Here is a 22123-nt window from a genome sequence, read left to right as displayed (position 1 = left end):
GTGCAATTCGGGGTCGCGGAAACCCGTTGACCCCGGCCTGACCTGCTGATTCGGTAGCGGCATGCACCCCGACGAGCCCACGATCAGCACCGCCCTCGTCCGGCGTCTCGTGCGCGCGCAGTTCCCCCAGTGGGCCGCACTCCCGGTCACGCCGCTCGCGTCGGGCGGCACGGTCAACGCCGTCCACCGCCTCGGTGACGACTTCACCGTCCGCCTCCCCCGGACCGCCGGGGGCGCCGCGGACGTCGCGAAGGAGAAGCGGCTGCTGGCGACGCTCGACGGCCTGCCGGTGGCGGTCCCGGTCGTCGCCGGAATCGGCGAACCCGGCGAGGGCTACCCGTGGCCGTGGGCGGTGCATCGGTGGCTCAACGGCGAGCCCGCGGTCGAAGGCCACCCATTCGCCCCGGAGGCGCTGGCGGAGTTCGTCCTCGCGGTGCGGAGCACGAAGGCGGACGGTCCCCCGGCCTACCGCGGCGGCCCCTTGGCGCTCCTCGACCCCGCGACCCACGACGCCGTGGAGGAACTACGCGGGACCGACGAGCCGTTCGACGCCTCAGCCGCCCTCACGGTGTGGTCCGAGGCCCTGGACGCCCCGGTCCCAGCGAACGGCTGGGTCCACGGAGACCTCATGCCGAGCAACCTGCTGGTCCACAATGGACACCTCACGGCCGTCCTCGACTGGGCCACCGCGGGCATCGGCGACCCGGCCTGCGACCTGATCCCGGCGTGGAACCTGCTCACGGCGGCCACGCGCCCGGCCTTCCGCGACGCCGTCGGCGCCGACGACGCGGCCTGGGCGCGCGGCCGCGGCCGCGCGCTGTCGATGGCCGTGATCCAGCTCCCCTACTACCGCCACACGAACCCCGTCATCTCCGCCAACGCCCGCTACGTCCTCGCCGAACTCGGCTGCGGTCCAAAGCCGTGAAGGCCTCCTTACCGGCCATAAGAGCCGGTAAGGAGGCCTTCACGGCTTTCCGGAGCTTGCGGGGGGGGGTGCGGGGGTGCAGGTCAGCTCGGGAGGAGGGCCGGGGCCGTGAGGCGGCTGGCGTTCGCCGCCTCGTCGTCCGGCGCCTCCTGCGCCGTGCGCTCCGCCTCGACGCGGGCGAGGTAGTTCGTCACCTCGCGGGACTGGCGGTGCGCGTCCCAGCCCAGCAGCGGCGCCATCAGCTCCGCGACCCACGGGGCCGCCGTGACGCCGCGGTCGCGTTCCTCGATGGAGATCCGCGTCCGGCGGGTGAGGACGTCCTCCAAGTGCAGCGCGCCCTCGTGCGAGACCGCGTACACCACCTCCGCCTTCAGGTACTCCGCCGCGCCCGGCAGCGGCGCGCCCAGCTCCGGGCGCTCCGCGATCGACGTCAGGACGTCCTCGATCGCCGAGCCGTACCGCCCCAGCAGGTGCTCGATCCGCGCCACCGGCAGGCCCGCCCGCGACGCCAGCGCGAACCGGCCGTCCCACAGCTCGTGGTAACCCGCCGCACCGACGATCGGCAGCCGGTCGGTCCACGACGGCGGCGTCGGGCGGCCGACCTCCTCGACCGCGACGTCGACGGCGTCCGCGGCCATCACCCGGTACGTCGTGTACTTGCCGCCGGCCACGATCACCAGGCCCGGCACCGGGTGCGCCACCGCGTGCTCCCGCGACAGCTTCGTCGTCGCGGCCGCCTTCGCCGCCAGCAGCGGGCGAAGACCGGCGTAGACGCCTTCGATGTCGTCGTGCGTGACCGGCGTGCGCAGCACGGCGTTGAGGTGCTCCAGCACGTAGTCGACGTCCGCGCGGCTCGCCGCCGGGTGCTCGCGGTCGAGGTCCCACTCGGTGTCGGTGGTGCCGACGAGCCAGTGCTTGCCCCACGGGATCACGAACAGCACGCTCTTCTCGGTGCGCAGGATCAACCCGGTGTCGAGGTCGATCTTCTCCCGCGGCACCACGAGGTGGACGCCCTTCGACGCGCGCACGGTGAACGGCGCGGGGATCCCGGCCGCCTCGGACATGTCGTCGCTCCACACGCCGGTGGCCGCGATGACGGTGCGAGCGCGCACCTCGATCTCGGCGCCGCTCTCGCGGTCCACGACCTTCGCGCCGACGACCCGCTCGCCGTCACGCAGCAACGACGTCACCCGCGCCCGCGTCAGCACCGAAGCGCCCTGCTCGGCGGCGGTCCGCGCGATGGTCATCGTGTGGCGCGCGTCGTCGACCTGGGCGTCGTAGTACTGGATCGCGCCGACCAGGGCGTCGTCGGCCAGGGCCGGCGCCACCTTGAACGCGCCGCGCTTGGACAGGTGCCGGTGCCGCGGCAGCGCGCGGGCCCCGCCGAGCGTGTCGTACAGCGTGACGCCGGCGCCGATGTAGCCACGCTCCCACACCCGGTGCGTCAGCGGCACCAGGAACTTCACCGGCCGGACCAGGTGCGGCGCCAGGGTCTGCAGCAGCAGGCCGCGTTCCTTGAGCGCCTCGCGCACCAGCTTGAAGTCCAGCTGCTCCAGGTAACGCAGGCCACCGTGGATCAGCTTGGACGACCGGCTGGACGTCCCGGCGGCGAAGTCCCGCGCCTCGACGAGCGCGACGGACAGCCCGCGCGACGCCGCGTCGAGCGCGACACCCGCGCCGGTCACGCCCCCGCCGACGACGAGCACGTCGACCTCTTCGCGGGCCAGCTTGCGCAGCGTTTCCGCGCGGTACACCGGCGAAAGCGGTGTCGTGGTGTTCCTCTTCATCTTGTCCTCACTCCACATCTACCCAGTCGAGCGTCCGGCCGACGGCCTTCTGCCAGCCCGCGTAGCCCTCCGCGCGCTGGTCGTCCGTCCACGACGGCTCCCAGCGCTTGTCCTCGTTCCAGTTCTGCTCCAGCTCGTCGGCCGACCGCCAGAAACCGACGGCCAGCCCGGCCGCGTAGGCGGCGCCGAGCGCGGTGGTCTCGGCGACGACCGGCTTCGACACCGGCACGCCGAGGATGTCCGCCTGCAGCTGCATGCACAGCTCGTTCGCGGTGACGCCACCGTCCACTCGCAACACGTCGAGCGTGACGCCGGAGTCGTTCTGCATCGCGTCGACGACGTCGCGGGTCTGGTAGCAGATCGCTTCCAGCGTCGCCCGGGCGATGTGCGCGTTGGTCGTCGCGCGGGTCAGGCCGACGATCGCGCCGCGCGCGTCCGAACGCCAGTAGGGCGCAAAGAGCCCCGAGAACGCCGGGACGAAGTAGACGCCGCCGTTGTCCTCGACCTGGCGGGCCAGGCTTTCGCTCTGCGCCGCGCCGCTGATGATGCCCAGCTGGTCGCGCAGCCACTGCACGGCCGAGCCGGTGACGGCGATCGAGCCCTCCAGCGCGTACACCGGCTTCTCGTCGCCGAACTGGTAGCACAGCGTCGTGAGCAGGCCGTGCTTCGAGCGGACCAGCTCGTGGCCGGTGTTGAGCAGCAGGAAGTTGCCGGTGCCGTAGGTGTTCTTGGCCTCGCCGGGCCGGAAGCAGACCTGCCCGACGGTGGCCGCCTGCTGGTCGCCGAGCACGCCGGCGATCGGGACCTCGCCGCCGAACGGGCCGTCCGCGCGGGTCGTGCCGAAGAAGCCCGGGTTCGACGACGGCCGGATCTTCGGCAGCATCCGGCGCGGGACGTCGAAGAACGACAGCAGTTCGTCGTCCCAGTCGAGGGTTTCGAGGTCCATCAGCATGGTGCGCGACGCGTTGGTCGGGTCGGTGACGTGGACGCCGCCGTCCGGGCCGCCGGTGAGGTTCCAGATGAGCCACGAGTCGGTGGTGCCGAAGAGCGCGTCACCCGCTTCGGCGGCTTCGCGGACGCCGTCGACGTTTTCGAGGATCCACTGCAGCTTGCCGCCGGAGAAGTACGTCGCGGGCGGGAGGCCGGCCTTGCGGCGGATGACGTCGCCCTTGCCGGAGCGTTCCAGCGCCGAGGCGATCCGGTCGGTGCGGGTGTCCTGCCAGACGATGGCGTGGCCGTAGGGGCGGCCGGTGCGGCGGTTCCACACGACGGTGGTCTCGCGCTGGTTGGTGATGCCGAGCGAGGCCAGGTCGCCCGCGGTGAGGTTGGCCTTGTTGAGCGCGGTGGCGATGACCGAGCGGGTACGTTCCCAGATCTCGGTGGCGTCGTGCTCGACCCAGCCGGGCTTGGGCAGGATCTGCTCGTGCTCCAGCTGGTGGCGGGCGATCTCGTTGCCGCCGTGGTCGAAGATCATGAAGCGGGTGCTGGTGGTGCCCTGGTCTACGGCGCCGACGAAGTCAGGCATGGTGTTCCCCTTCTCAGGCAGCGGGCTCGAGGTCCTTGGCAGACACGGTGTCGAACTGGTCCGTCGGGAGGAACCGCTCGATCAGGTACTTGTAGATCGCGCCGCCGATGACCGCGCCGATCACCGGTGCCACGATCGGGATCCACCAATAGGGGAAGCCGTACTGATCGGTGAACGCCGTGTCGTAGCCGGTGAGCCAGGACGCCAGCCGGGGACCGAAGTCGCGGGCGGGGTTGATCGCGTAGCCGGCGTCGGTGCCCCAGGCCATCCCGATGGCCACGACCAGGAAGCCGATGACGACCGGGGCCAGGTTCGCGCCGGGCGAGGTGTTGCGCAGGTCGGTGATGGCGAAGATGACCAGGGCGAGGATCGCGGTGCCGATGATCTGGTCGCGGAAGGCACCCCAGTCACCCACCGGGAGCGTGCCGTTGCCCGGCAGGGTGGAGAACACCCCCTGGGTCTTGATCGTCAGGCCGGGGTCCTTGGCGTTCAGGACCTCGGTGTAGTTCCAGCGCACCAGCATGGCGGCGACGAACGCGCCGGCGGTCTGCGCGAGGGCGTAGGGGGCGACCTTGCGCCAGGAGAACCCCTTGAACACGGCGAGGGCGACGGTGATGGCCGGGTTGAGGTGCGCGCCACTCACCCGTGAAGCGACGTAGACACCGAGCGTGACGCCGATGCCCCACGCCCAGGCGATGCTGTCGTGGTCCCCGATGCCCGCGGCGGCGACCTGCGCCACCACCCCGCACCCGAACAGGATGAGGATCATCGTCCCCACGAACTCCGCAGCCATCTCGCCCGCGAGTCCGTGGGCCTTGAGGTTTCGCACCATTGCTTCCTCCACAAAGGACCAGTTCCCCCTGGTTCGTCCAGCCAAGCCCGCCCGTCACAGCGGGTCAACGGAGGCCGGTCGGCATTGTCGAACGGGCGAAGACGATGTTCGACATTGTCGAATCGGGGCCGGTCGGGCTAGGGTCGCCGGCATGCCGGGTCCGATCCAGTCCATCGAGCGCGCGGCCGCGATCCTGCGGCTGCTGGCGCGGGGCTCGGGCCGTCTCGGCGTCGGCGAGATCGCCGAATCCCTCGAACTGGCCAAGGGCACGGCGCACGGCATCCTGCGGACGCTGCAGGGTGTCGGGTTCGTCGAGCAGGACCGCGACACGGGCAAGTACCAGCTCGGCGCCACGCTGCTGCACCTGGGCACGAGCTACCTCGACGTCAACGAGCTGCGCTCCCGCGCGATCAACTGGGCCGACGCCCTGGCGTCCCGCAGCGGCGAGGCCGTCCGGATCGGCGCGCCGCTGGAGGGCCGGGTGCTGGTCGTGCACCACGTGTTCCGCCCGGACGACAGCCTGCAGACTCTGGACGTCGGCACGCTGCTGCCGCTGCACGCGACGTCGCTCGGCAAGGTGCTGCTGGCCTACGACACGACGCTGAAGGCCACCACGGAGGCGTACACGCGCCGCACGCTGGTCACCCAGACGGCGATCAAGCGCGAGTGCGCGAAGGTCCGCGAGGCGGGCTGGGCGGCGGAGAACGGCGAGATGATCTCGGACGAGGCGGGCATCGCCGCCCCGATCCGCGGCCACGGCGGCATCGTGGTCGGCGCGATCGGCGTGTCGGGCGCGGCGGACCGCATCTGCGAGCCCGACGGCAGCCCCGCCCCCCGCTTGCTGGGCCACGTCCGCGACGCGGCCCGCGCGGTGTCCCGCGACCTGGGCGCGTCCCGATGGTGACCCGGCCGCACCGGCACGGCCACTCGATCGTGCAGGAGGTGCGTCCGTGGTCCAGCGGTACGTGATGTCCATCGACCAGGGCACCACCTCCACCCGGTGCATCCTGTTCGACGCCCGCGGCCGGCTCGTGTCCGTCGTGCAGCGGGAGCACCAGCAGCACTTCCCCCGGCCCGGCTGGGTCGAGCACGACGCCACCGAGATCTGGCGCAACGTGTCCCGGATCGTCCCGCAGGCCCTCGCCGACGCCGGGGCGACCGCGGACCAGGTCGTCGGCCTGGGCATCGCCAACCAGCGCGAGACCACCGTCGTGTGGGACCGGCGCACCGGCAACCCCGTCGGGCGAGCGATCGTCTGGCAGGACACCCGCACCGACGCGATGCTCGACCAGCTCGCCCGCGAGCCCGGCGCGGACCGCGTCCGGCAGCTGTGCGGCCTCCCCCTGGCCACCTACTTCTCGGCGCCCCGCATCCGCTGGCTCCTGGACCGCACCCCCGGCCTGCGCGAACGCGCCGAGCGCGGCGACGTCCTCTTCGGCACCATCGAGAGCTGGCTGATCTGGAACCTCACCGGCGGCGGCGAGGGCGGCGTGCACGTCACCGACGTCACCAACGCCTCGCGCACCATGCTGATGAACCTGCGCACGCTGAACTGGGACGTCGAGCTGCTCGACTTCTTCGACGTCCCGCGCGCGATGCTGCCGGAGATCCGCTCCTCGACCGAGGTGTACGGCACCACCAGCCGTGTCGTGCCCGGCATCCGGATCGCCGCCGCGCTCGGCGACCAGCAGGCCGCGCTGTTCGGCCAGACCTGCTTCGCGCCCGGCGAGGCGAAGTGCACCTACGGCACGGGCAGCTTCCTGCTGCTCAACACCGGCCCGACGCCGGTGCTGTCCACCCACGGCATGCTCACCACCGTCGGCTTCAAGATCGGCGACGAGCCGGCCGTGTACGCGCTGGAAGGCTCGATCGCCGTCACCGGGTCGCTGGTGCAATGGTTCCGCGACGGCCTCGAGCTGATCGGCAGCGCGCCGGAGATCGAGACCCTGGCGCGGACGGTCGAGGACAACGGCGGCTGCTACATCGTCCCCGCGTTCTCCGGGCTCTTCGCGCCGCACTGGCACAGCGAGGCGCGCGGCGTGATCGCCGGGCTGACGTCGTACATCACCAAGGGCCACCTCGCGCGGGCGGTGCTGGAGGCCACCGGCTGGCAGACTCGCGAGGTCGTCGACGCGATGAACGCCGACTCCGGCCTGGCGCTGAAGACGCTCAAGGTCGACGGCGGGATGACCGCGGACAACCTGCTCATGCAGTTCGTCGCCGACGTCCTCGACGTCCCGGTCGTCCGGCCGATGGTGGCCGAGACGGTGTCGCTGGGCGCGGCCTACGCGGCGGGCCTGTCCGTCGGGTACTGGCCGGACCTGGAGGGCCTGCGGCGCAACTGGCACCGGGCCGGGCAGTGGCTGCCGGCGATGGACCCGGCGCGGCGCACCACCGAGTACGGGCACTGGCGCCAGGCCGTCGAGCTGACGTTCGGCTGGATGCGCCCCGGCCCGGCCGCCGTCGCGCCCGGCTCGGACCTGGTCGAGGTCCTGCTGGCCGACCACCGCCGGTTCGAGCAGCTGTTCCGCGACCTGCGCAACACCGAGGCCGACCGCCCGGCCCTGGTCGCCGAGCTGGCGGCGCTGCTGGTCGCCCACGCGACGGCGACCGAGCGCATCGTCCGCCCGGAAGCACCCGGCGAGCTGTTCGCCGACGACCTCCTGGCCGCCCTCGACCCCGACGACGTCGAGAAGGCGTTGCAGCGCCTGGAGAACCTCGTCGACACCCACGTCCGCGGCGAAGAACGCGGGCTGCTGAACGACCTGCGCGCCACGATGTCCACATCGGACCGGACGGCACTGGGCCGGGCGTTCGCCGCGGAACGCCACCGCCAGCTGGACCTGGGCAGCGGCGACCCGGCCTACATCCGCGAGCTGGGCGACCGCCTGCGGCTCTGACCTGCCTCCAGGACGAAGAACAGGAAGGTCGGGAAGGTGTCCAGGATCGGGAAGTCGTCGGGATACACCTCCCGCGCCTCCGGCGTGGGGTGCGGCTCGTGGATGACGGAGATCCTGAAACCGGCCTCGGTGAAGGCGTCAGTCATCGCGTGCAGTGGCTTGTTCCAGAACGTCATCCTGCAGGGCCGGCCCTGCAGCACGAACTCGTCGGTCCAGGTGTAGCGCTCGAAGTAGTCGGGCCGGGGACCTTCCGCGCGGTGCGTGAGGTTGACCATCATCGGGTGGTTGACCGACGCGATGAGCCGCCCGCCGGTGCGCAGCACGCGGTGCAGCTCGGCCAGCGTCGGCTTCCAGTCCTCCAGGTAGTGCAGCACCAGGGACGCCATGACGTCGTCGAACGCGGCGTCGGGGAAGGGCAGCGGGTCGGCCAGGTCGGCGACGCGCAGGTCCGCGTCGCCACCGAGCCGTTGCCGCGCCTGCTCGACCATCCCGGCGCTCTGGTCGAAGCCGGACACGACGGCACCCCGGTCGCGCAACGCCACGAACAGCGGGCCCGAGCCGCAGCCGGCGTCGAGGATCCGCCGTCCGGCCACGTCGCCGGCGAGAGCCAGGGCCGCGGGTCGTTCGTAGTAGGCGTTCATGAGGCTGGTCTCGTTCTCGACCGCGTACGTCCCGGCGAAACCGTCGTATCCACTCGTCCCCTGAGCCATACGGCCCATCCTGCACCATTCAGGCCGGGATTCCCTCCGGTACCGAGCTGCCCAGCCGAGCGCGCACGCGGGCCGCGAAGAGGTCGTAGCGCGTCGCCATCCGGGCGGTGGGACGGCGGATCGGCTCGTGCTCGGACACCGGGCCGAACTCCTCGCCGTCGCGGAACTGTTCGCGGGTGAGGTCGAGTTCCAGGCCGCTGGGCAGGCGGTTCCAGTAGTGCAGGCCGGCGCGCTCGCCGTCGGGCCGGAACACCTCCGAGCAGAGCAGGACGCCGCCGAGGAGTTCCGCCACGGCCATCGCAGTGACGCTGCAGTGCCCGCCCGCGGGGTTCATCGCATCCCACGTGTCCGACGGATCGCACGTCCGCTCGTCCCAGCACAGCCGGAACACGACCTCCAGCTCGGTCAACGACCACACAGCAGTCATCCGTCCTCCGGCTCGCGTCACCTCAACAGTAGCGACCGAAGCCAAGGTAACGAAACGATAACGGCGGAATCGCGGTTTGAACCACCCCCGACTTCTGGCCGTTTCAGCCAATGCCGGAACCAGTGACACCGGGCGCGGTCCCCGACAACCGCGTGCGGTGCCACTCCCCCGGGTTCCGCGCGTTCTCCCAGCCGGGCACGCAGCTTTCTTCGCCGTGCCCGGAAAACCTAACGAGGTGAACAACTCCATGTCCCGATCCCCCGCCACGGGCCGGCACCGCGTCTCCCGCAGAACGAAGATCGCCACCGGCGGTCTCGCTCTCGCGATCGCCGTCGGCGGCATCGTCGTCGCGACCACCGCCGGCAAGACCGGTGAAGCCAGCGCCGACCCCGCCGACCCGTCGTTCTTCCTGGACATCGCGAAGGTCCCCGCCGGCAACTTCGTGAACAAGGCGCTGCAGCAGAAAGGCGCGCGCGGCACGTTCACGGTGAACTGCGGCCGCAACGAAAACGGCCACTTCAACCCCGACAACTTCATCGCCCAGCCGGGCGTACGCAACGGTGCCCAGCACCTGCACGACTACGTCGGCAACCTCTCCACCAACGCCGACTCGAACAACAAGAGCCTGTCGAAGGCCGGTACCACCTGCAAGAACGGCGACAAGTCCGCCTACTACTGGCCGGTTGTCCGCATCGACACCGGTGAGGACGAGGAAGCCGAGGCGAACCCGCCGGCCAGTGTGCCGGCGAGCGATCGCGCCGGTGCGGCCAAGGACAACGCGTCCACGCAGGTCGACTGCCCGGACGTCGCGAGCCAGCTGCCCGAAGACGTCCCCGACCAGGCGATGGACGAGGTGAACAACAACCTCACCCAGATCGACCAGCAGATCGACGAGGCGAACAAGCGGATCGCCAAGGGTGACCTCAAGACGCCGCAGGACGTCCAGAACGCCGTCGTCGGCCCGCTCAAGGACAAGCGGACCGCGGTGCTGAACCGGATCGCCACGGCGATCGGGCGCAACGCCGCCAAGCCGACCAACCTCGGCGGGCTCGCCGCGTGCGCGCTCAAGCAGGGCGGCCAGGGCGGTCTCGACAACGGCGGCCAGGCCAGCAACGGCGACAAGAACGCGTCGGCCGGCCAGAAGCAGCAGAAGCAGACCGACGGCGCGGCCGCGGAACTGCCCGGCGTGAACGACCAGAACGAGGTCGCCGGCAACGACGGCGAGATCCAGCGCGTCCAGTCCGCGACCATCACGTTCACCAGTGGTGGGGCGCGGAAGGTCGTCGCGATGCCGCAGTTCCTGCGCATCCTCTACGGGGACGCGAAGCAGAGCACCAACGGCCCGGCCAACGCCAAGCCGAGCTGGACCTGCACCGGGTTCGAGGACCGGCTGACCGACCACTACCCGATCTGCCCGGCCAACAGCAAGGTCGAGCGGATCCACGCCTTCCCGAACTGCTGGGACGGCAAGAACATCGACAGCACGAACCACCGCACGCACATCGTGTTCGCCGACCAGCAGGGCAAGTGCCCGCAGGGCTTCAAGAACGTGCCGCAGCTGGTGATCAAGCTCGTCTACAACATCCCGCACGACATCCAGGTCAAGGGTCAGTACAAAGTGGACGCTTTCCCGCAGGAGAGCCACAACCCCCGCTCGGACCACGACGACTTCGCCAACGTCATGGGCCAGTGCCTGATGAACCAGGTCGTCAAGTGCATCAACAGCGGCCACCGCTGCTCGCAATAACGACTGTCCGTGAATGCCACATTGAGGGACACTACGTCCCTCAATGTGGCATTCACGGCTTTGGGGCTACGAGGCCGCGCGGCGCTTCGTCCAGATGTCGTAGGCCACCGCGGCCAGCAGGACGACGCCCTTCACCAGCATCACCCGCTCGCTCGGCGCGCCGATCAACGACATCCCGTTGTTGATGACCGCCATGATCAGGCCGCCGGTGATCGCGCCGACCACCTTGCCGACGCCGCCCTGCACCGCCGCGCCGCCGATGAACGCCGCCGCGATCGCGTCCAGCTCGAAGTTGACGCCCGCCGTCGGGCCCGCCTGGTTCAACCGGCCGGCGAAGATGATCCCGGCCAGCGCCGCCAGCACGCCCATGTTGACGAAGATCCAGAACGTCACCGACTTGACCTTGACGCCCGAGAGCGTCGCGGCCTGCAGGTTGCCACCGATGGCGTAGATGTGCCGGCCGAACACCGACTTGCCTGCCACCAGCGAGTAGCCGAGCACCAGCGCCGCCAGCAGGATCAGCACCCACGGCAGGTTCTTGAACCGGGCCAGCTGCACCACCAGCGCGAGCACGATCACCGCGACACCGGCGATCTTCAGCACGAAGATCGCGAACGGGTCGACGTCCTGGCCGTAGCCCAGCCGGGCCGAGCGCTTGCGCCACTGGGTGAACGCGATCCCGGCGACGGCCGCGACCCCGGCGAGCAGCGACACCAGGTCGGCGCCGCCGAGCGGGCCGAGGGCGATGTTGCCCAGGTAGCCGTCGGTGAAGCCGTTCGACAACGTGCGGATCGCGTCCGGGAACGGGCCGATGCCCTGGTTGCCCAGCACCGTCAGGGTCAGCGCGCGGAACACGAGCATCCCCGCCAGCGTCACGATGAACGCCGGGATCCCGAAGTAGGCGACCCAGTAGCCCTGCCAGGCGCCGATCACGGCGCCGACGACGAGCGTGATCAGCACCGCGAGGAACCACGGCAGGTGCCAGTTCACCATCAGCACCGCCGACACCGCGCCGGTCATCGCGACCGCCGACCCGGCCGACAGGTCGATGTGCCCGGAGATGATCACCAGGATCATCCCGATCGCGAGGATCAGCACGTAGGAGTTCTGCACGATGATGTTGGAGATGTTCTGCGGCTCCAGCAGCGCACCACCGGTGAGCACCTCGAACAGCACCACGATCAGCGCGAACGCGACGTAGATGCCGCTCTGGCGCGGGTTGATCGAGATCCGCCGGGCGGAGTGCTCGACCGGTGGCGCGTCGGGCCGCGCTTCGGTCGTGGTCATTCCCGTTCCTTCGTCATGTAGTGCATGAGCAGTTCCTGGGTGGCTTGTTCACGGGTCGCCTGGCCGGTGATCCGCCCGGCCGACAGCGCGTAGATCCGGTCGCAGAGCCCGAGCAGCTCCGGCAGCTCGGAGGAGATGACCAGCACGGCCTTCCCCTGCGCGGCCAGTTCGTTGATGATCGAGTAGATCTCGAACTTCGCGCCGACGTCGATGCCGCGGGTCGGCTCGTCGAGGATCAGCACGTCCGGGTCGGTGAAGATCCACTTGGCCAGCACGACCTTCTGCTGGTTGCCGCCGGAGAGCTTCCCGGTCACGCTCTGCACGGTCGGCGCCTTGATCCGCAGGTCCCGGCGGAACCCGTTGGCCGTGTCGTGCTCGGCGTGCTCGTTGACCCAGCCCCGCTTGGCCAGCTTGCCCAGCCCCGCCGCGGACACGTTGCGCTGGACGTCCTCGATGAGGTTGAGCCCGTAGCGCTTGCGGTCCTCGGTGGCGTAGGCGATGCCGTGGCGGACGGCGTCGCGCACCGTCCGGACGTCGATCTCCTCGCCGTGCTTGAACACCCGCCCCGAGATGTCCTTGCCGTACGAGCGGCCGAACACGCTCATCGCGAGCTCGGTGCGTCCGGCGCCCATCAGCCCGGCCAGCCCGACGACCTCGCCGCGGCGCAGGCTGAGGTTCGCGTGGTCGACGACCACCCGGCCCGCCTGCGTCGGGCTGTGCACCGTCCAGTCCTCGATCCGCAGCACCTCGTCGCCGATGTCCGGCTCCCGGGGCGGGAACCGGTGCTCGAGATCGCGCCCGACCATGCCGGTGATGATGCGTTCCTCGGTCAGGCCGGCCGCGTCGAGGGTGTCGATGGTGCGCCCGTCCCGCAGGATCGTGACGGTGTCGGCGATCGCGGTCACCTCGCCGAGCTTGTGCGAGATGATCACGCACGTGACGCCGTCGGCCCGCAGTTCGCGCAGCAGCTCCAGCAGGTGCGCCGAATCCTCGTCGTTGAGCGCCGCGGTCGGCTCGTCGAGGATCAGCAACCGGACCTCTTTGGACAGGGCCTTGGCGATCTCGACGAGCTGCTGCTTGCCGACGCCGAGGTCCCGCACCGGCGTCACGGGGGCCTCCACGAGGCCGACGCGCTTCAGGAGCGCGTCGGCCTCGTGGTTGGTGCGGTTCCAGTCGATCCAGCCCCGCTTGTTCCGTTCGTTGCCGAGAAAGATGTTCTCCGCGATCGAAAGCTGCCCGCACAGCGCGAGCTCTTGGTGGATGATCACGATTCCGCGCCGCTCACTGTCGCGCACCGAACCGAACTCACACCGCTGCCCGTCGAAGTGGATCTCGCCGTCGTACGTCCCGTGCGGGTAGACGCCGGAAAGCACCTTCATCAAGGTGGACTTCCCGGCACCGTTCTCCCCGCAGATCGCGTGGATCTCGCCGCTGTTCACCGACAGCGTGACGTCCGACAGCGCCTTCACCCCGGGGAAGGTCTTGGTGATCCCGCGCATGCCGAGCAGTTCGGTCATTTCAGCTGACCTGCCGTGTAGTAGCCGGAGTCGACGAGCTCCTTCTGGTAGTTCGCCTTGTCCACGGTCACCGGCTGCAGCAGGAACGACGGCACGACCTTCTTGCCGTTGTCGTAGTCGGTGGTGTTGTTGACCTCGGGCTTGCCGCCCTTGAGCGCGGCGTCGGCCATCTTCACCGTGGTGTCGGCGAGGATGCGGGTGTCCTTGAAGATCGTCGAGTACTGCTCGCCGGCGATGATGGACTTGACCGACGCGACCTCGGCGTCCTGCCCGGTGACCACCGGGTACGGCTGGCCGGCGGAGCCGTAGCCGTTGCTCTTCAGCGCCGAGAGGATGCCGATCGACAAGCCGTCGTACGGCGAGAGGACACCGGAAACCTTGGCGCCGCCGGTGTAGGTCGAGGTGAGCAGGTTCTCCATGCGCTGCTGCGCGGTGGCCGGGTCCCAGCGCAGGATCGCCGCGCGGGCGAAGTCGGTCTGGCCGCTCTTGACGACGAGCTTGCCGCTGTCGATCAGCGGCTTGAGCACGGACATCGCGCCGTTGAAGAAGAACGTCGCGTTGTTGTCGTCGGGCGAGCCGGCGAACAGTTCGACGTTGAACGGACCGGCGCCGGTGCCGAGGCCCTTGACCAGCGAGTTCGCCTGGTCGACGCCGACCTTGAAGTTGTCGAAGGTGGCGTAGTAGTCGACGTTCGGCGAGTTGCGGATCAGCCGGTCGTAGGCGATCACCGGGATCTTCTTGTCGGCGGCCTCCTGCAGCTGCGTGGTGATCGCGGTGCCGTCGATCGAGGCGATGACCAGGAGCTTCGCGCCCTTGGTGATCTGGTTCTCGATCTGGTTGACCTGCGTCGGGATGTCGTTCTCGGCGTACTGCAGGTCGACCTTGTAGCCGAGCTTCTCCAGCGCGGCCTTGATGTTGTCACCGTCGTGGATCCAGCGTTCCGACGACTTCGTCGGCATGGTGACGCCGACCAGGCTGCCCGCCGCGCCACCGGCACTGGCGGCCGGCGCCTGGTCGGCGGTTTTCTGGCTCGAACCGCACGCCGAGAGCGCGAGCACGAGCCCCGCGGCGGCGATCCCCGCCATTGTTCTGGTGAACTTCATTGTTCCTCTTCCTTTCTCAGAAGCCTTTTCAGAAGCCTTGAGCCAGCCGGTAGTACGCCTGGTTCCAGCGAATGCGGTCCGCGAAGCCGTGCGGAGTGGTGTCCTTGTCGATCACGAGCAGCTCGACGCCGAGCAGGTTCGCGAAGTCGCGCAGCGTCTCGGTGCCCACGGCCTGGGTGAGCACGGTGTGGTGCGGGCCGCCCGCGGTGATCCACGACTCCGCGGACGTCGCCAGGGTCGGCGCGGGCTGCCACACGGCCCGCGCGACCGGCAGGTTCGGCAGCGGCTCGTCGGGCGGGACGACGTCGATCTCGTTGGCCACCAGGCGGAACCGGTCGCCGACGTCGACCAGGCCGAGGGTGACGCCGGGCCCGGGGGCGGCGTCGAACACCAGCCGGACCGGGTCTTCGCGGCCGCCGATGCCGAGCGGGTGGATCTCGCACGACGGCGTCGCCGCGGCGATGCTGGGACAGACTTCCAGCATGTGCGCGCCGAGGATCTTCGGCGTGCCCGGCCCGAAGTGGTAGGTGTAGTCCTCCATGAACGACGTCCCGCGCCCGGTGCCGGTGCCCATCGCCTTGACCGCGGCGAGCAGCGCGGACGTCTTCCAGTCGCCTTCGCCGCCGAAGCCGTAACCGTCGGCCATCAGCCGCTGGACCGCCAGGCCCGGCAGCTGCCGGAGGCCGCCGAGGTCCTCGAAGTTCGTCGTGAACGCGCCGAACCCGCCGTCGTCGAGGAACTTCCGCAGCCCGGCCTCGATCTTCGCCGCGTACCGCAGCGACTCGTGCCGCGCTCCCCCGGCGGCCAGCTCCGGAACGATGGCGTAGTCCTCGGCGTACCGCTCGAGCAGATCGTCCACTGTGTCCTTTTCGGACACGTCGTCGACCAGCTCGACCAGGTCGTTGACGCCGTAGGTGTTGACCGAGACGCCGAACCGCAGCTCGGCCTCGACCTTGTCCCCCTCGGTGACCGCGACGTCGCGCATGTTGTCGCCGAAGCGGGCCAGGCGCAGGTTCCGCAGGTGAGCGGCGCCGATCGCGGCGCGCGCCCACGCGTCGATCCGGGCGACGACGACCGGGTCGGTGACGTGCCCGGCCACGGTCTTGCGCGGGATGCCGAGCCGCGTCTGGACGTAGCCGAACTCGCGGTCGCCGTGCGCGGCCTGGTTGAGGTTCATGAAGTCCATGTCGATCGTGGACCACGGGAGCGCCTCGTTGAGCTGGGTGTGCAGGTGCAGCAACGGCTTGCGCAGCGCGTCCAGCCCGGTGATCCACATCTTCGCCGGCGAGAACGTGTGCATCCAGGCGATCACGCCGACGCACGCGGCGTCGGCGTTGGCCTCCTGCAGCACCCGGCGGATCGACGACGCCTCGGTCAGCACCGGCTTGCCGACGATCTCGGCCGGCAGCCCGCCGGCGCCCGCCAGCAGCTGCTGGATGCGCAGGGACTGGCCGGCGACCTGCTCGAGGGTCTCCTCGCCGTAGAGGGCCTGGCTCCCGGTCAGGAACCAGAGCTGCGGTTTGGCCGCGGAAGTCATCGTTCTCCTCATCGAGATCATTGCTGGCCGTAGACGTTCTGGTACCGGGCGTAGAGCCGGTCGACGTCCTCGGGCGGCAGGGGTTCGGGCGTGCCCAGCTCGAAGGCCTTGTGCACGGTGCGGGCGACGTCCTCGACCATCACGGCCGCCTTGACGGCGTCGCGGGCGGTGCGGCCGACGGTGAACGGGCCGTGGCTGCGCATCAGCACGGCCTTCGACCGGCTCGTGCGCAGCGTCTCGACGATGCCGCGGCCGATCGAGTCGTCGCCGATCAGCGCGAACGGCCCGACCGGGACGTCGCCGCCGAACTCGTCGGCGATCATCGTGAGCACGCACGGGATCGGCTCGCCGCGCGCGGCCCACGCCGTCGCGTAGGTCGAGTGCGTGTGGACGACCCCGCCGATCTCCGGCATCTCGCGGTAGACGTAGGCGTGCGCGGCGGTGTCGGACGACGGCGCCAGGTCACCGTGCACCAGCTCGCCGTGCAGGTCGGTGACGACCATGGTGTCGGCCGACAGGTCGTCGTAGGACACCCCGGAGGGCTTGATGACCATCAGGTCCCGGCCGGGCACCCGCGCCGAGACGTTGCCCGCGGTCCAGATGACCAGCGCGTTGCGGGTCAGCTCGCCGTGCAGGCTCGCCACGGTCGCCCGCAGTTCCGCGACGGTGTCGAGGACTTCGCCGGTCAGGGACATCAGGACCGTCCTTTCGCGACCGCTCGCCGACGGGCCGCCAGGCGGTGCATGACGTCGTTGGCGCCGCGGCCGAAGTAGTCGTGCAGGGTCGTGTACTCGGCGTACAGCTCGTCGTAGGCGCTGACGTGCGTGGGCACCGGCTGGTAGACGGCGGAGCGGGCCGAGCCCATCGCCTCGGCCGCCGCGCGGATGTCCGGGTAGGCCCCGGCCGCGACGGCGGCGTGGATCGCGGAGCCGAGCGCGGGTGCCTGCGCCGAGCCGACGACCGACAGCGGCAGGTTGGTGACGTCGGCGTAGATCTGCATCAGCAGGGCGTTCTTCGTCAGCCCGCCCGCGACGATCAGCTCGGTGATCGGGATGCCGGCCTCGGTGAACGTCTCGACGATCTTGCGGGTGCCGAACGCGGTGGCCTCCAGCAGCGCGCGGTAGACGTCCTCGGCGCGGGTGGCCAGGGTCTGCCCGACGATGACGCCGGAGAGGTCGTGGTCGACCAGCACCGAGCGGTTGCCGCTGTGCCAGTCCAGCGCGAGCAGGCCGTGTTCGCCGACCTCCTGCCGGGCCGCGAGCCGGGTGAGCTCGTCGTGGCTGTCGCGGGCGAAGTGCTCGGCGAACCAGCCGAAGATGTCGCCGACGCCGCTCTGGCCGGCTTCGTACCCCCACAGCCCGGGCACGATCCCGCCGTCGACGACGCCGCACATGCCGGGGACCTCGCGCAGGTCGGCGCCGTTGACGACGTGGCACGTCGAGGTGCCCATGATCGCGACGAGCTGCCCGGGTTCGACGGCCCGCGCGGCGGGGGCGGTGACGTGCGCGTCGACGTTCCCGACGGCGACCGCGATCCCCTCGGGCAGGCCGGTCCAGGCGGCGGCTCCGGCGGTGAGGGACCCGGCGCGCGAACCCAGCTGCCCGAGCGGGTGGTCGAGCTTGTCGGCCACGAACGACTCGAAGCCCGGCGCGAGTTCGCGGAGGAAGTCGCGGCTGGGGTACTGGCCGTCCTGCAGGATGCCCTTGTAGCCGGCCGTGCAGGCGTTGCGGACGTAGGTGCCGGTCAGCTGCCAGACGATCCAGTCGGCCGCCTCGACCCAGTGGCGCATCGCCGCGTAGACGTCCGGGGCCTCTTCGAACACCTCGAGGCCCTTGGCGAACTCCCACTCCGACGAGATCAGCCCGCCGTAGCGCGGCAGCCACTTCTCGCCGCGCGCCCGGGCCAGCTCGTTGATCCGGTCGGCCTGCGGCTGGGCGGCGTGGTGGCGCCACAGCTTCACGTACGCGTGCGGCTCGGCCGCGAACTCCGGCAGCTCGCACAGCGGCGTTCCGTCCACTGTGGCCGGAACCATCGTGCAGGCGGTGAAGTCGGTGGCGACGCCGACGACGTCGGCGGGGTTCGCGCCGGCCGCGGCCAGGGCGGCGGGGACGGCGGTGCGCAGGACGTCGACGTAGTCCGCGGGCACCTGCAGCGCCCACTCCGGCGGCAGCGCCCGCCCGGTCGCCGGGAGCTCGCGGTCGACGACGCCGTGGCGGTACTCCGTCACGGCGCTGCCCAGCTCGGCACCGTCCCGCACGCGCACGACGACCGCGCGCCCGGAGAGCGTGCCGTAGTCGATGCCGACGACGAGGGGTTCTGCTGACACTGCCGGTTCACTTCCTTCTGTTAGCGCTAACAGTCGCAGGGGACACACAGGGATCGGCCGGGCCCGCTATCGCGGTCCGGTGCTCTCGCGCACGATCAGCTCGGGCGCGACCAGCGCGCGGTCGTGCCGTTCGCCGCCGCTCATCCGCGCGACGAGCAGGCCGAACGTGCGCCGGCCGAGTTCGATGAAGTCCTGCCGGACCGTGGTCAGCGGCGGCGTGAAGTACGCCGCCTCGGGTACGTCGTCGAAGCCCGCGACGCGGACGTCACGCGGCACCGAGATCCCGGCTTCGGCGAACGCGCGCAGCAGGCCGAGGGCCATCTGGTCGTTGCCGGCGAACACGGCGTCCAGGTCCTTTTCCCCGGCCAGCACCCGTCCCGCGTCGTAGCCGGAGCGCGAGCTCCAGTCGCCGCGGACGACCTTGGGCACCGGGGCGCCGTGGCGTTCGAGGGTCTCGCGCCAGCCGGCCTCGCGGTCGCGGGCCTCCAGCCAGTCCTCCGGTCCGGCGATGTGCCAGACCGTGCGGTGGCCCAGGGCGAGGAGGTGTTCGGTGGCGCGGCGGGCGCCGTCGCGCTGGTCGACGGCGATCACCGGGACCGGCGCGTCGTCCCCGCCGCCGACGGCGACGACCGGGATGTCCTCGGGCGCGGCCTCGAGGGCCCGCCCGGCGGTGACGTGCGGCGCGATGACGATGATGCCTTCGACCGCCTGGCCGCGCAGGTTCTCGACGGCGTCCGCGATCGACGACCGGCCCGGGCGGCTGACGCTGGAGATCGTGATCGCGAACCCGGCTTCACGGGCGGCGTTCTCGATGCCGTAGAGCGTGCTGGCCGGACCGTACAGATTGGACTCGAGCGCGAGGACGCCGAGGGTGCCGGTGCGCCCGGTGACCAGCGCGCGGGCCGCGGAGTTCGGGCGGTAGCCCAGTTCCTCGATCGCGGCGAGCACCCGGGCGCGGGTCGCGGGCCGCACCGGGCCGGTCCCGTTGATGACGCGCGACACGGTCATGTGCGAGACCCCGGCGCGGCCGGCGACGTCGGTCAGGCTCGGCTGCCGGGTCCCGTTGAGGGGGCCGCCAGGGCGGGATCGTTCGGCCACCGACTGCCCCTTTCGTCCACATCGGCGTGGTCCCCGTCACTCGTTCAGGTGACGGCGAGGAGTCAGTGTTAGCGATAACACTCGTCCGGTCAAGCCCGGCCCGCGTAACGGTCTCGTCACGTGCCCCGCCGGTCCACCGGCGATTTCGACGCGTTCGACCAGCATTTTCGGTGAAGAACCCACCACCACCGGCCCGCGACCGCGGTGTTCAAAGCCGGAACCGCCGTGTTCAGACCCGCATCTCGCGTGATCAAGGCCGGAACTCACGTGGCTGAGGCCGGAACTCGCGAGTCACGGCTCCGATCACGCGAGTTCCGGGCCCCATCACGCGAGTTCCGGCTCTGATCACGCGGTTTCGTGAACAACCCACCGAAGGTCGCCTCGCGCGGCCGGCGGTCGTGAGTGGGAAACAGTGTTCTAACACTGTTTCCCACTCACGACGGTTACAGGGTCAGGGTGGCGGCGACCGGGAGGTGGTCGGAGCCGGTGGCGGGGAGGGTCCAGGCCGCCACCGGGCGGACGCCGGTCACGAAGATCTGGTCGATCCGGGCCAGCGGCAGCGACGCCGGCCAGCTGAAGCCGAAGCCGTCGCCGGCTTCGTCCTGGGCCGCCTGCATCCGGCTCGTGATCGGGGTGAGGGCGCGGTCGTCGGTCGTGCCGTTGAAGTCGCCGACCAGGACCTTGCGCGCGGCGGGGTCGGAAGCGACAGCGTCGGAAAGCAGGCCCAGTGCGGTGTCACGGCCGTTCGCCGTGAAGCCCGAGTCGAGCCGCACCCGCACCGACGGCAGGTGCGCCACGTACACCGCGACCGGCCCTTGTGGACTGTCCACAGTGGTCCGCAAGGCTCGGGTCCACGGCATGATCGCCACCGGTTCCGTGTCGTGGATCGGGTAGGTGCTCCAGATCCCGACCGTCCCCTGCACCGAGTGGTGCGGGTACGCGGCGGCGAGCGCGTCTTCGTACTTCGGCACCTCGGACCGCTTCAGCTCCTCCAGCGCGATCACCTGCGCGCCGGACGCCGCCAGGGCGCGCGCGGTGCCCGCCGGGTCCGGGTTCTCGTCGTTGACGTTGTGCGAGACGATCGTGAAGTTCCCGCCGCTCTCCCGCTTGTCGAAGACGCGGCCGCCGAACGACGCGCCCCAGACGAGCGCGGGCAGCAGCAGCGCCACCAACGCCAGCGCCGACCGCCGGATCAGCGCCGCCACGAGCAGCGGGACCACGAGCAAACCGACCCACGGCAGGACGGTCTCCAGCAGCGAACCGGCGTTGCCCGCCCAGTTCGGCACCAGCGGGTGCGCGAGCAGCAGCACCGCCGTCAGCACGGCGAACACCGCGATGACGCGGCCACGTCGCCAGGGTCCGGGACGACGCTCCGGCGCGGGCGGCACGGTGATCGGTTCGGTCACCGCGGTCATCGGGTCGCCGCCGGGAGCTCCCGCTGGATCGCGGCGATGAGCGTCTCGCTGGTGGCCAGCGCGGCCTGCAACCCGGCCGACGGCGTCCCGCCGGGGCTCTGGTGCAGCACCACCCCGAGGATCAGCGCGCCGCTCGACGCCCGGGCCGCCCACATCAGCGCCCCGCCGGCCGCGGTCGACGAGCCTGTCTTCAGCCCGATCACGCCGGAGCGGCCGAGCAGGGTGTTCGTGTTGACGACCGCGCCCGGCACGCCGTCGACCTTGAGACTCGGCGTCGCGACGATCGAGCGGACGGTGTCGTCCTTCATCACCTCGCGGGCGAGCAGCAGCTGGTCCTCGGCGGTGCTCGTCGTGGAGTCTTCGACGCCGCTGGCGCCGGTGTAGGTGGTACTGGTCATGCCGAGCGCCGAGGCTTCGCGGTTCATCTTCGCGACGAACGCGTCCTGGCTCCCGGCGTCCCACCGGGCCAGCAAGCGCGCGACGTTGTTGCCGGACGGGATGAGCATCAGGGCCAGCAGGTCGCGCTCGCTGATCGTGCGGCCCGCGCGGACCGGCGCGGACGACTCCTCGGCCGACGTCGACTCGGTCTCGGCCTGCTGGTCGACGGTGATCCGCGGGCCCGCGTCACCCGGGGCGAGCGGATGGTCCTTGAGCACGACGTAGGCGGTCATCACCTTCGTGACGCTGGCGATCGGCACCGGCGTCCGCTCCCCGCGGCTGCCGAGCGTGCCCAGGCCCTGGACTTCGGCACTCGCCTGGCCTTCCGCGGGCCACGGCAGCGCCAGGGTGACGTTCGGGCGGGCCGGATTCGCCTGACCCGCCACCGACGGCGGGAAGACCACCCAGCAGGTCGCGGCGAGCGCCACCGCCGCCGCGGCGGCGAGGCCGCCGGCGACGGGCGGGATGCGAAAGCGGGCCATGGATCTCCTCCGGGTGCCGGGGTGCGCCACTCGAGCGCACACCGATCACTCTGTCCGGAGAAGATCG

18 protein-coding genes are annotated in these 22123 nt (G+C 70.8%); 4 read left to right on the top strand and 14 right to left on the bottom strand.

The genetic code is table 11. The annotated features are described in order from the left end of the window. Positions 1–61 precede the first annotated feature (61 nt). On the top strand, positions 62–925 hold the full coding sequence (locus tag OG570_RS31745; RefSeq protein WP_326952745.1) for an aminoglycoside phosphotransferase family protein: 864 nt from the start codon (positions 62–64) through the stop codon (positions 923–925). Between the two features lie 83 nt (positions 926–1008). On the opposite strand, the gene glpD is transcribed toward OG570_RS31745, so the two are convergent. The 3 genes from glpD to OG570_RS31730 are packed head-to-tail and all read right to left on the bottom strand — an operon-like array spanning position 1009 to position 5069. Next, complete coding sequence (gene glpD, locus OG570_RS31740) at positions 1009–2712, bottom strand: glycerol-3-phosphate dehydrogenase (RefSeq protein WP_326952744.1); 1704 nt, start codon at positions 2710–2712, stop codon at positions 1009–1011. Positions 2713–2719: 7 nt separating this feature from the next. Beyond that, positions 2720–4237, bottom strand: a complete 1518-nt coding sequence (glpK, locus tag OG570_RS31735) for a glycerol kinase GlpK (protein ID WP_326952743.1) — start codon at positions 4235–4237, stop codon at positions 2720–2722. 13 nt (positions 4238–4250) lie between these two features. Then, positions 4251–5069, bottom strand: coding sequence for an MIP/aquaporin family protein (locus OG570_RS31730; protein WP_326952742.1), 819 nt, complete (start codon positions 5067–5069; stop codon positions 4251–4253). 151 nt (positions 5070–5220) lie between these two features. Between OG570_RS31730 and OG570_RS31725 the strand changes: the two genes are divergently transcribed. Beyond that, on the top strand, positions 5221–5973 hold the full coding sequence (locus OG570_RS31725; protein ID WP_247052482.1) for an IclR family transcriptional regulator: 753 nt from the start codon (positions 5221–5223) through the stop codon (positions 5971–5973). Positions 5974–6019: 46 nt separating this feature from the next. Further along, on the top strand, positions 6020–7969 hold the full coding sequence (gene glpK / locus OG570_RS31720) for a glycerol kinase GlpK (RefSeq protein WP_326952741.1): 1950 nt from the start codon (positions 6020–6022) through the stop codon (positions 7967–7969). Here the strand turns inward: glpK (OG570_RS31720) and OG570_RS31715 are convergent. Both OG570_RS31715 and OG570_RS31710 read right to left on the bottom strand, forming a co-directional pair. Continuing rightward, the gene (locus OG570_RS31715) at positions 7933–8679 is read right to left on the bottom strand and encodes a class I SAM-dependent methyltransferase (protein WP_326952740.1); all 747 of its coding nucleotides are present in this window, start codon (positions 8677–8679) and stop codon (positions 7933–7935) included. The genes glpK (OG570_RS31720) and OG570_RS31715 overlap by 37 nt on opposite strands. A 19-nt stretch (positions 8680–8698) precedes the next feature. Further along, positions 8699–9106, bottom strand: coding sequence for a YunG family protein (locus OG570_RS31710; RefSeq protein WP_326952739.1), 408 nt, complete (start codon positions 9104–9106; stop codon positions 8699–8701). A 247-nt stretch (positions 9107–9353) separates the two neighbouring features. Here OG570_RS31710 and OG570_RS31705 point away from each other — a divergent pair, with 247 nt between their 5' ends. Then, on the top strand, positions 9354–10853 hold the full coding sequence (locus OG570_RS31705) for a DUF1996 domain-containing protein (protein WP_326950340.1): 1500 nt from the start codon (positions 9354–9356) through the stop codon (positions 10851–10853). Positions 10854–10919: 66 nt separating this feature from the next. On the opposite strand, the gene mmsB is transcribed toward OG570_RS31705, so the two are convergent. From mmsB to OG570_RS31660, 9 genes are all read right to left on the bottom strand, one after another. Further along, complete coding sequence (gene mmsB, locus OG570_RS31700) at positions 10920–12140, bottom strand: multiple monosaccharide ABC transporter permease (protein WP_326950341.1); 1221 nt, start codon at positions 12138–12140, stop codon at positions 10920–10922. Beyond that, a complete protein-coding gene (gene mmsA / locus OG570_RS31695; protein ID WP_326950342.1) occupies positions 12137–13657 on the bottom strand; it encodes a multiple monosaccharide ABC transporter ATP-binding protein in 1521 nt (506 codons plus the stop codon). The genes mmsB and mmsA overlap by 4 nt, the downstream gene beginning before the upstream one ends. Then, complete coding sequence (gene chvE / locus OG570_RS31690; protein ID WP_326952738.1) at positions 13654–14760, bottom strand: multiple monosaccharide ABC transporter substrate-binding protein; 1107 nt, start codon at positions 14758–14760, stop codon at positions 13654–13656. Before chvE ends, mmsA begins: the two co-directional genes overlap by 4 nt. 28 nt (positions 14761–14788) lie before the next feature. Beyond that, complete coding sequence (araA, locus tag OG570_RS31685) at positions 14789–16297, bottom strand: L-arabinose isomerase (protein WP_326952737.1); 1509 nt, start codon at positions 16295–16297, stop codon at positions 14789–14791. 17 nt (positions 16298–16314) lie between these two features. Beyond that, a complete protein-coding gene (locus OG570_RS31680) occupies positions 16315–16992 on the bottom strand; it encodes an L-ribulose-5-phosphate 4-epimerase (protein ID WP_326950345.1) in 678 nt (225 codons plus the stop codon). Then, the gene (araB, locus tag OG570_RS31675; protein WP_326952736.1) at positions 16992–18623 is read right to left on the bottom strand and encodes a ribulokinase; all 1632 of its coding nucleotides are present in this window, start codon (positions 18621–18623) and stop codon (positions 16992–16994) included. The genes OG570_RS31680 and araB overlap by 1 nt, the downstream gene beginning before the upstream one ends. A 66-nt stretch (positions 18624–18689) precedes the next feature. After that, positions 18690–19721: a LacI family DNA-binding transcriptional regulator gene (locus OG570_RS31670; RefSeq protein ID WP_326950347.1), complete on the bottom strand. Its 1032-nt coding sequence runs from the start codon at positions 19719–19721 to the stop codon at positions 18690–18692. Between the two features lie 443 nt (positions 19722–20164). After that, the gene (locus OG570_RS31665) at positions 20165–21136 is read right to left on the bottom strand and encodes an endonuclease/exonuclease/phosphatase family protein (RefSeq protein ID WP_326952735.1); all 972 of its coding nucleotides are present in this window, start codon (positions 21134–21136) and stop codon (positions 20165–20167) included. Further along, entirely contained in the window at positions 21133–22056 is a 924-nt protein-coding gene (locus OG570_RS31660) for a D-alanyl-D-alanine carboxypeptidase family protein (RefSeq protein WP_326952734.1), read from the bottom strand. Before OG570_RS31660 ends, OG570_RS31665 begins: the two co-directional genes overlap by 4 nt. Positions 22057–22123: the final 67 nt, after the last annotated feature.

Origin of the sequence: Amycolatopsis sp. NBC_01286 (genome assembly GCF_035982555.1) — a bacterium.
In the GTDB taxonomy this organism is placed as follows: Bacteria; Actinomycetota; Actinomycetes; order Mycobacteriales; family Pseudonocardiaceae; genus Amycolatopsis.
The sequence above is the reverse complement of the archived record's forward strand: the minus strand, read 5'-3'. Positions and strand labels throughout refer to the sequence as shown.

Excerpts from the sequence above, each read along its gene's own strand:
- OG570_RS31745 (WP_326952745.1), top strand. The coding sequence starts at position 62 with ATGCACCCCGACGAGCCCACGATCAGCACCGCCCTCGTCCGGCGTCTC.
- glpD (WP_326952744.1), bottom strand. The coding sequence starts at position 2,712 with ATGAAGAGGAACACCACGACACCGCTTTCGCCGGTGTACCGCGCGGAA.
- glpK (WP_326952743.1), bottom strand. The coding sequence starts at position 4,237 with ATGCCTGACTTCGTCGGCGCCGTAGACCAGGGCACCACCAGCACCCGC.
- OG570_RS31730 (WP_326952742.1), bottom strand. The coding sequence starts at position 5,069 with ATGGTGCGAAACCTCAAGGCCCACGGACTCGCGGGCGAGATGGCTGCG.
- OG570_RS31725 (WP_247052482.1), top strand. The coding sequence starts at position 5,221 with ATGCCGGGTCCGATCCAGTCCATCGAGCGCGCGGCCGCGATCCTGCGG.
- OG570_RS31715 (WP_326952740.1), bottom strand. The coding sequence starts at position 8,679 with ATGGCTCAGGGGACGAGTGGATACGACGGTTTCGCCGGGACGTACGCG.
- OG570_RS31710 (WP_326952739.1), bottom strand. The coding sequence starts at position 9,106 with ATGACTGCTGTGTGGTCGTTGACCGAGCTGGAGGTCGTGTTCCGGCTG.
- OG570_RS31705 (WP_326950340.1), top strand. The coding sequence starts at position 9,354 with ATGTCCCGATCCCCCGCCACGGGCCGGCACCGCGTCTCCCGCAGAACG.
- mmsB (WP_326950341.1), bottom strand. The coding sequence starts at position 12,140 with ATGACCACGACCGAAGCGCGGCCCGACGCGCCACCGGTCGAGCACTCC.
- mmsA (WP_326950342.1), bottom strand. The coding sequence starts at position 13,657 with ATGACCGAACTGCTCGGCATGCGCGGGATCACCAAGACCTTCCCCGGG.
- chvE (WP_326952738.1), bottom strand. The coding sequence starts at position 14,760 with ATGAAGTTCACCAGAACAATGGCGGGGATCGCCGCCGCGGGGCTCGTG.
- araA (WP_326952737.1), bottom strand. The coding sequence starts at position 16,297 with ATGACTTCCGCGGCCAAACCGCAGCTCTGGTTCCTGACCGGGAGCCAG.
- OG570_RS31680 (WP_326950345.1), bottom strand. The coding sequence starts at position 16,992 with ATGTCCCTGACCGGCGAAGTCCTCGACACCGTCGCGGAACTGCGGGCG.
- OG570_RS31665 (WP_326952735.1), bottom strand. The coding sequence starts at position 21,136 with ATGACCGCGGTGACCGAACCGATCACCGTGCCGCCCGCGCCGGAGCGT.
- OG570_RS31660 (WP_326952734.1), bottom strand. The coding sequence starts at position 22,056 with ATGGCCCGCTTTCGCATCCCGCCCGTCGCCGGCGGCCTCGCCGCCGCG.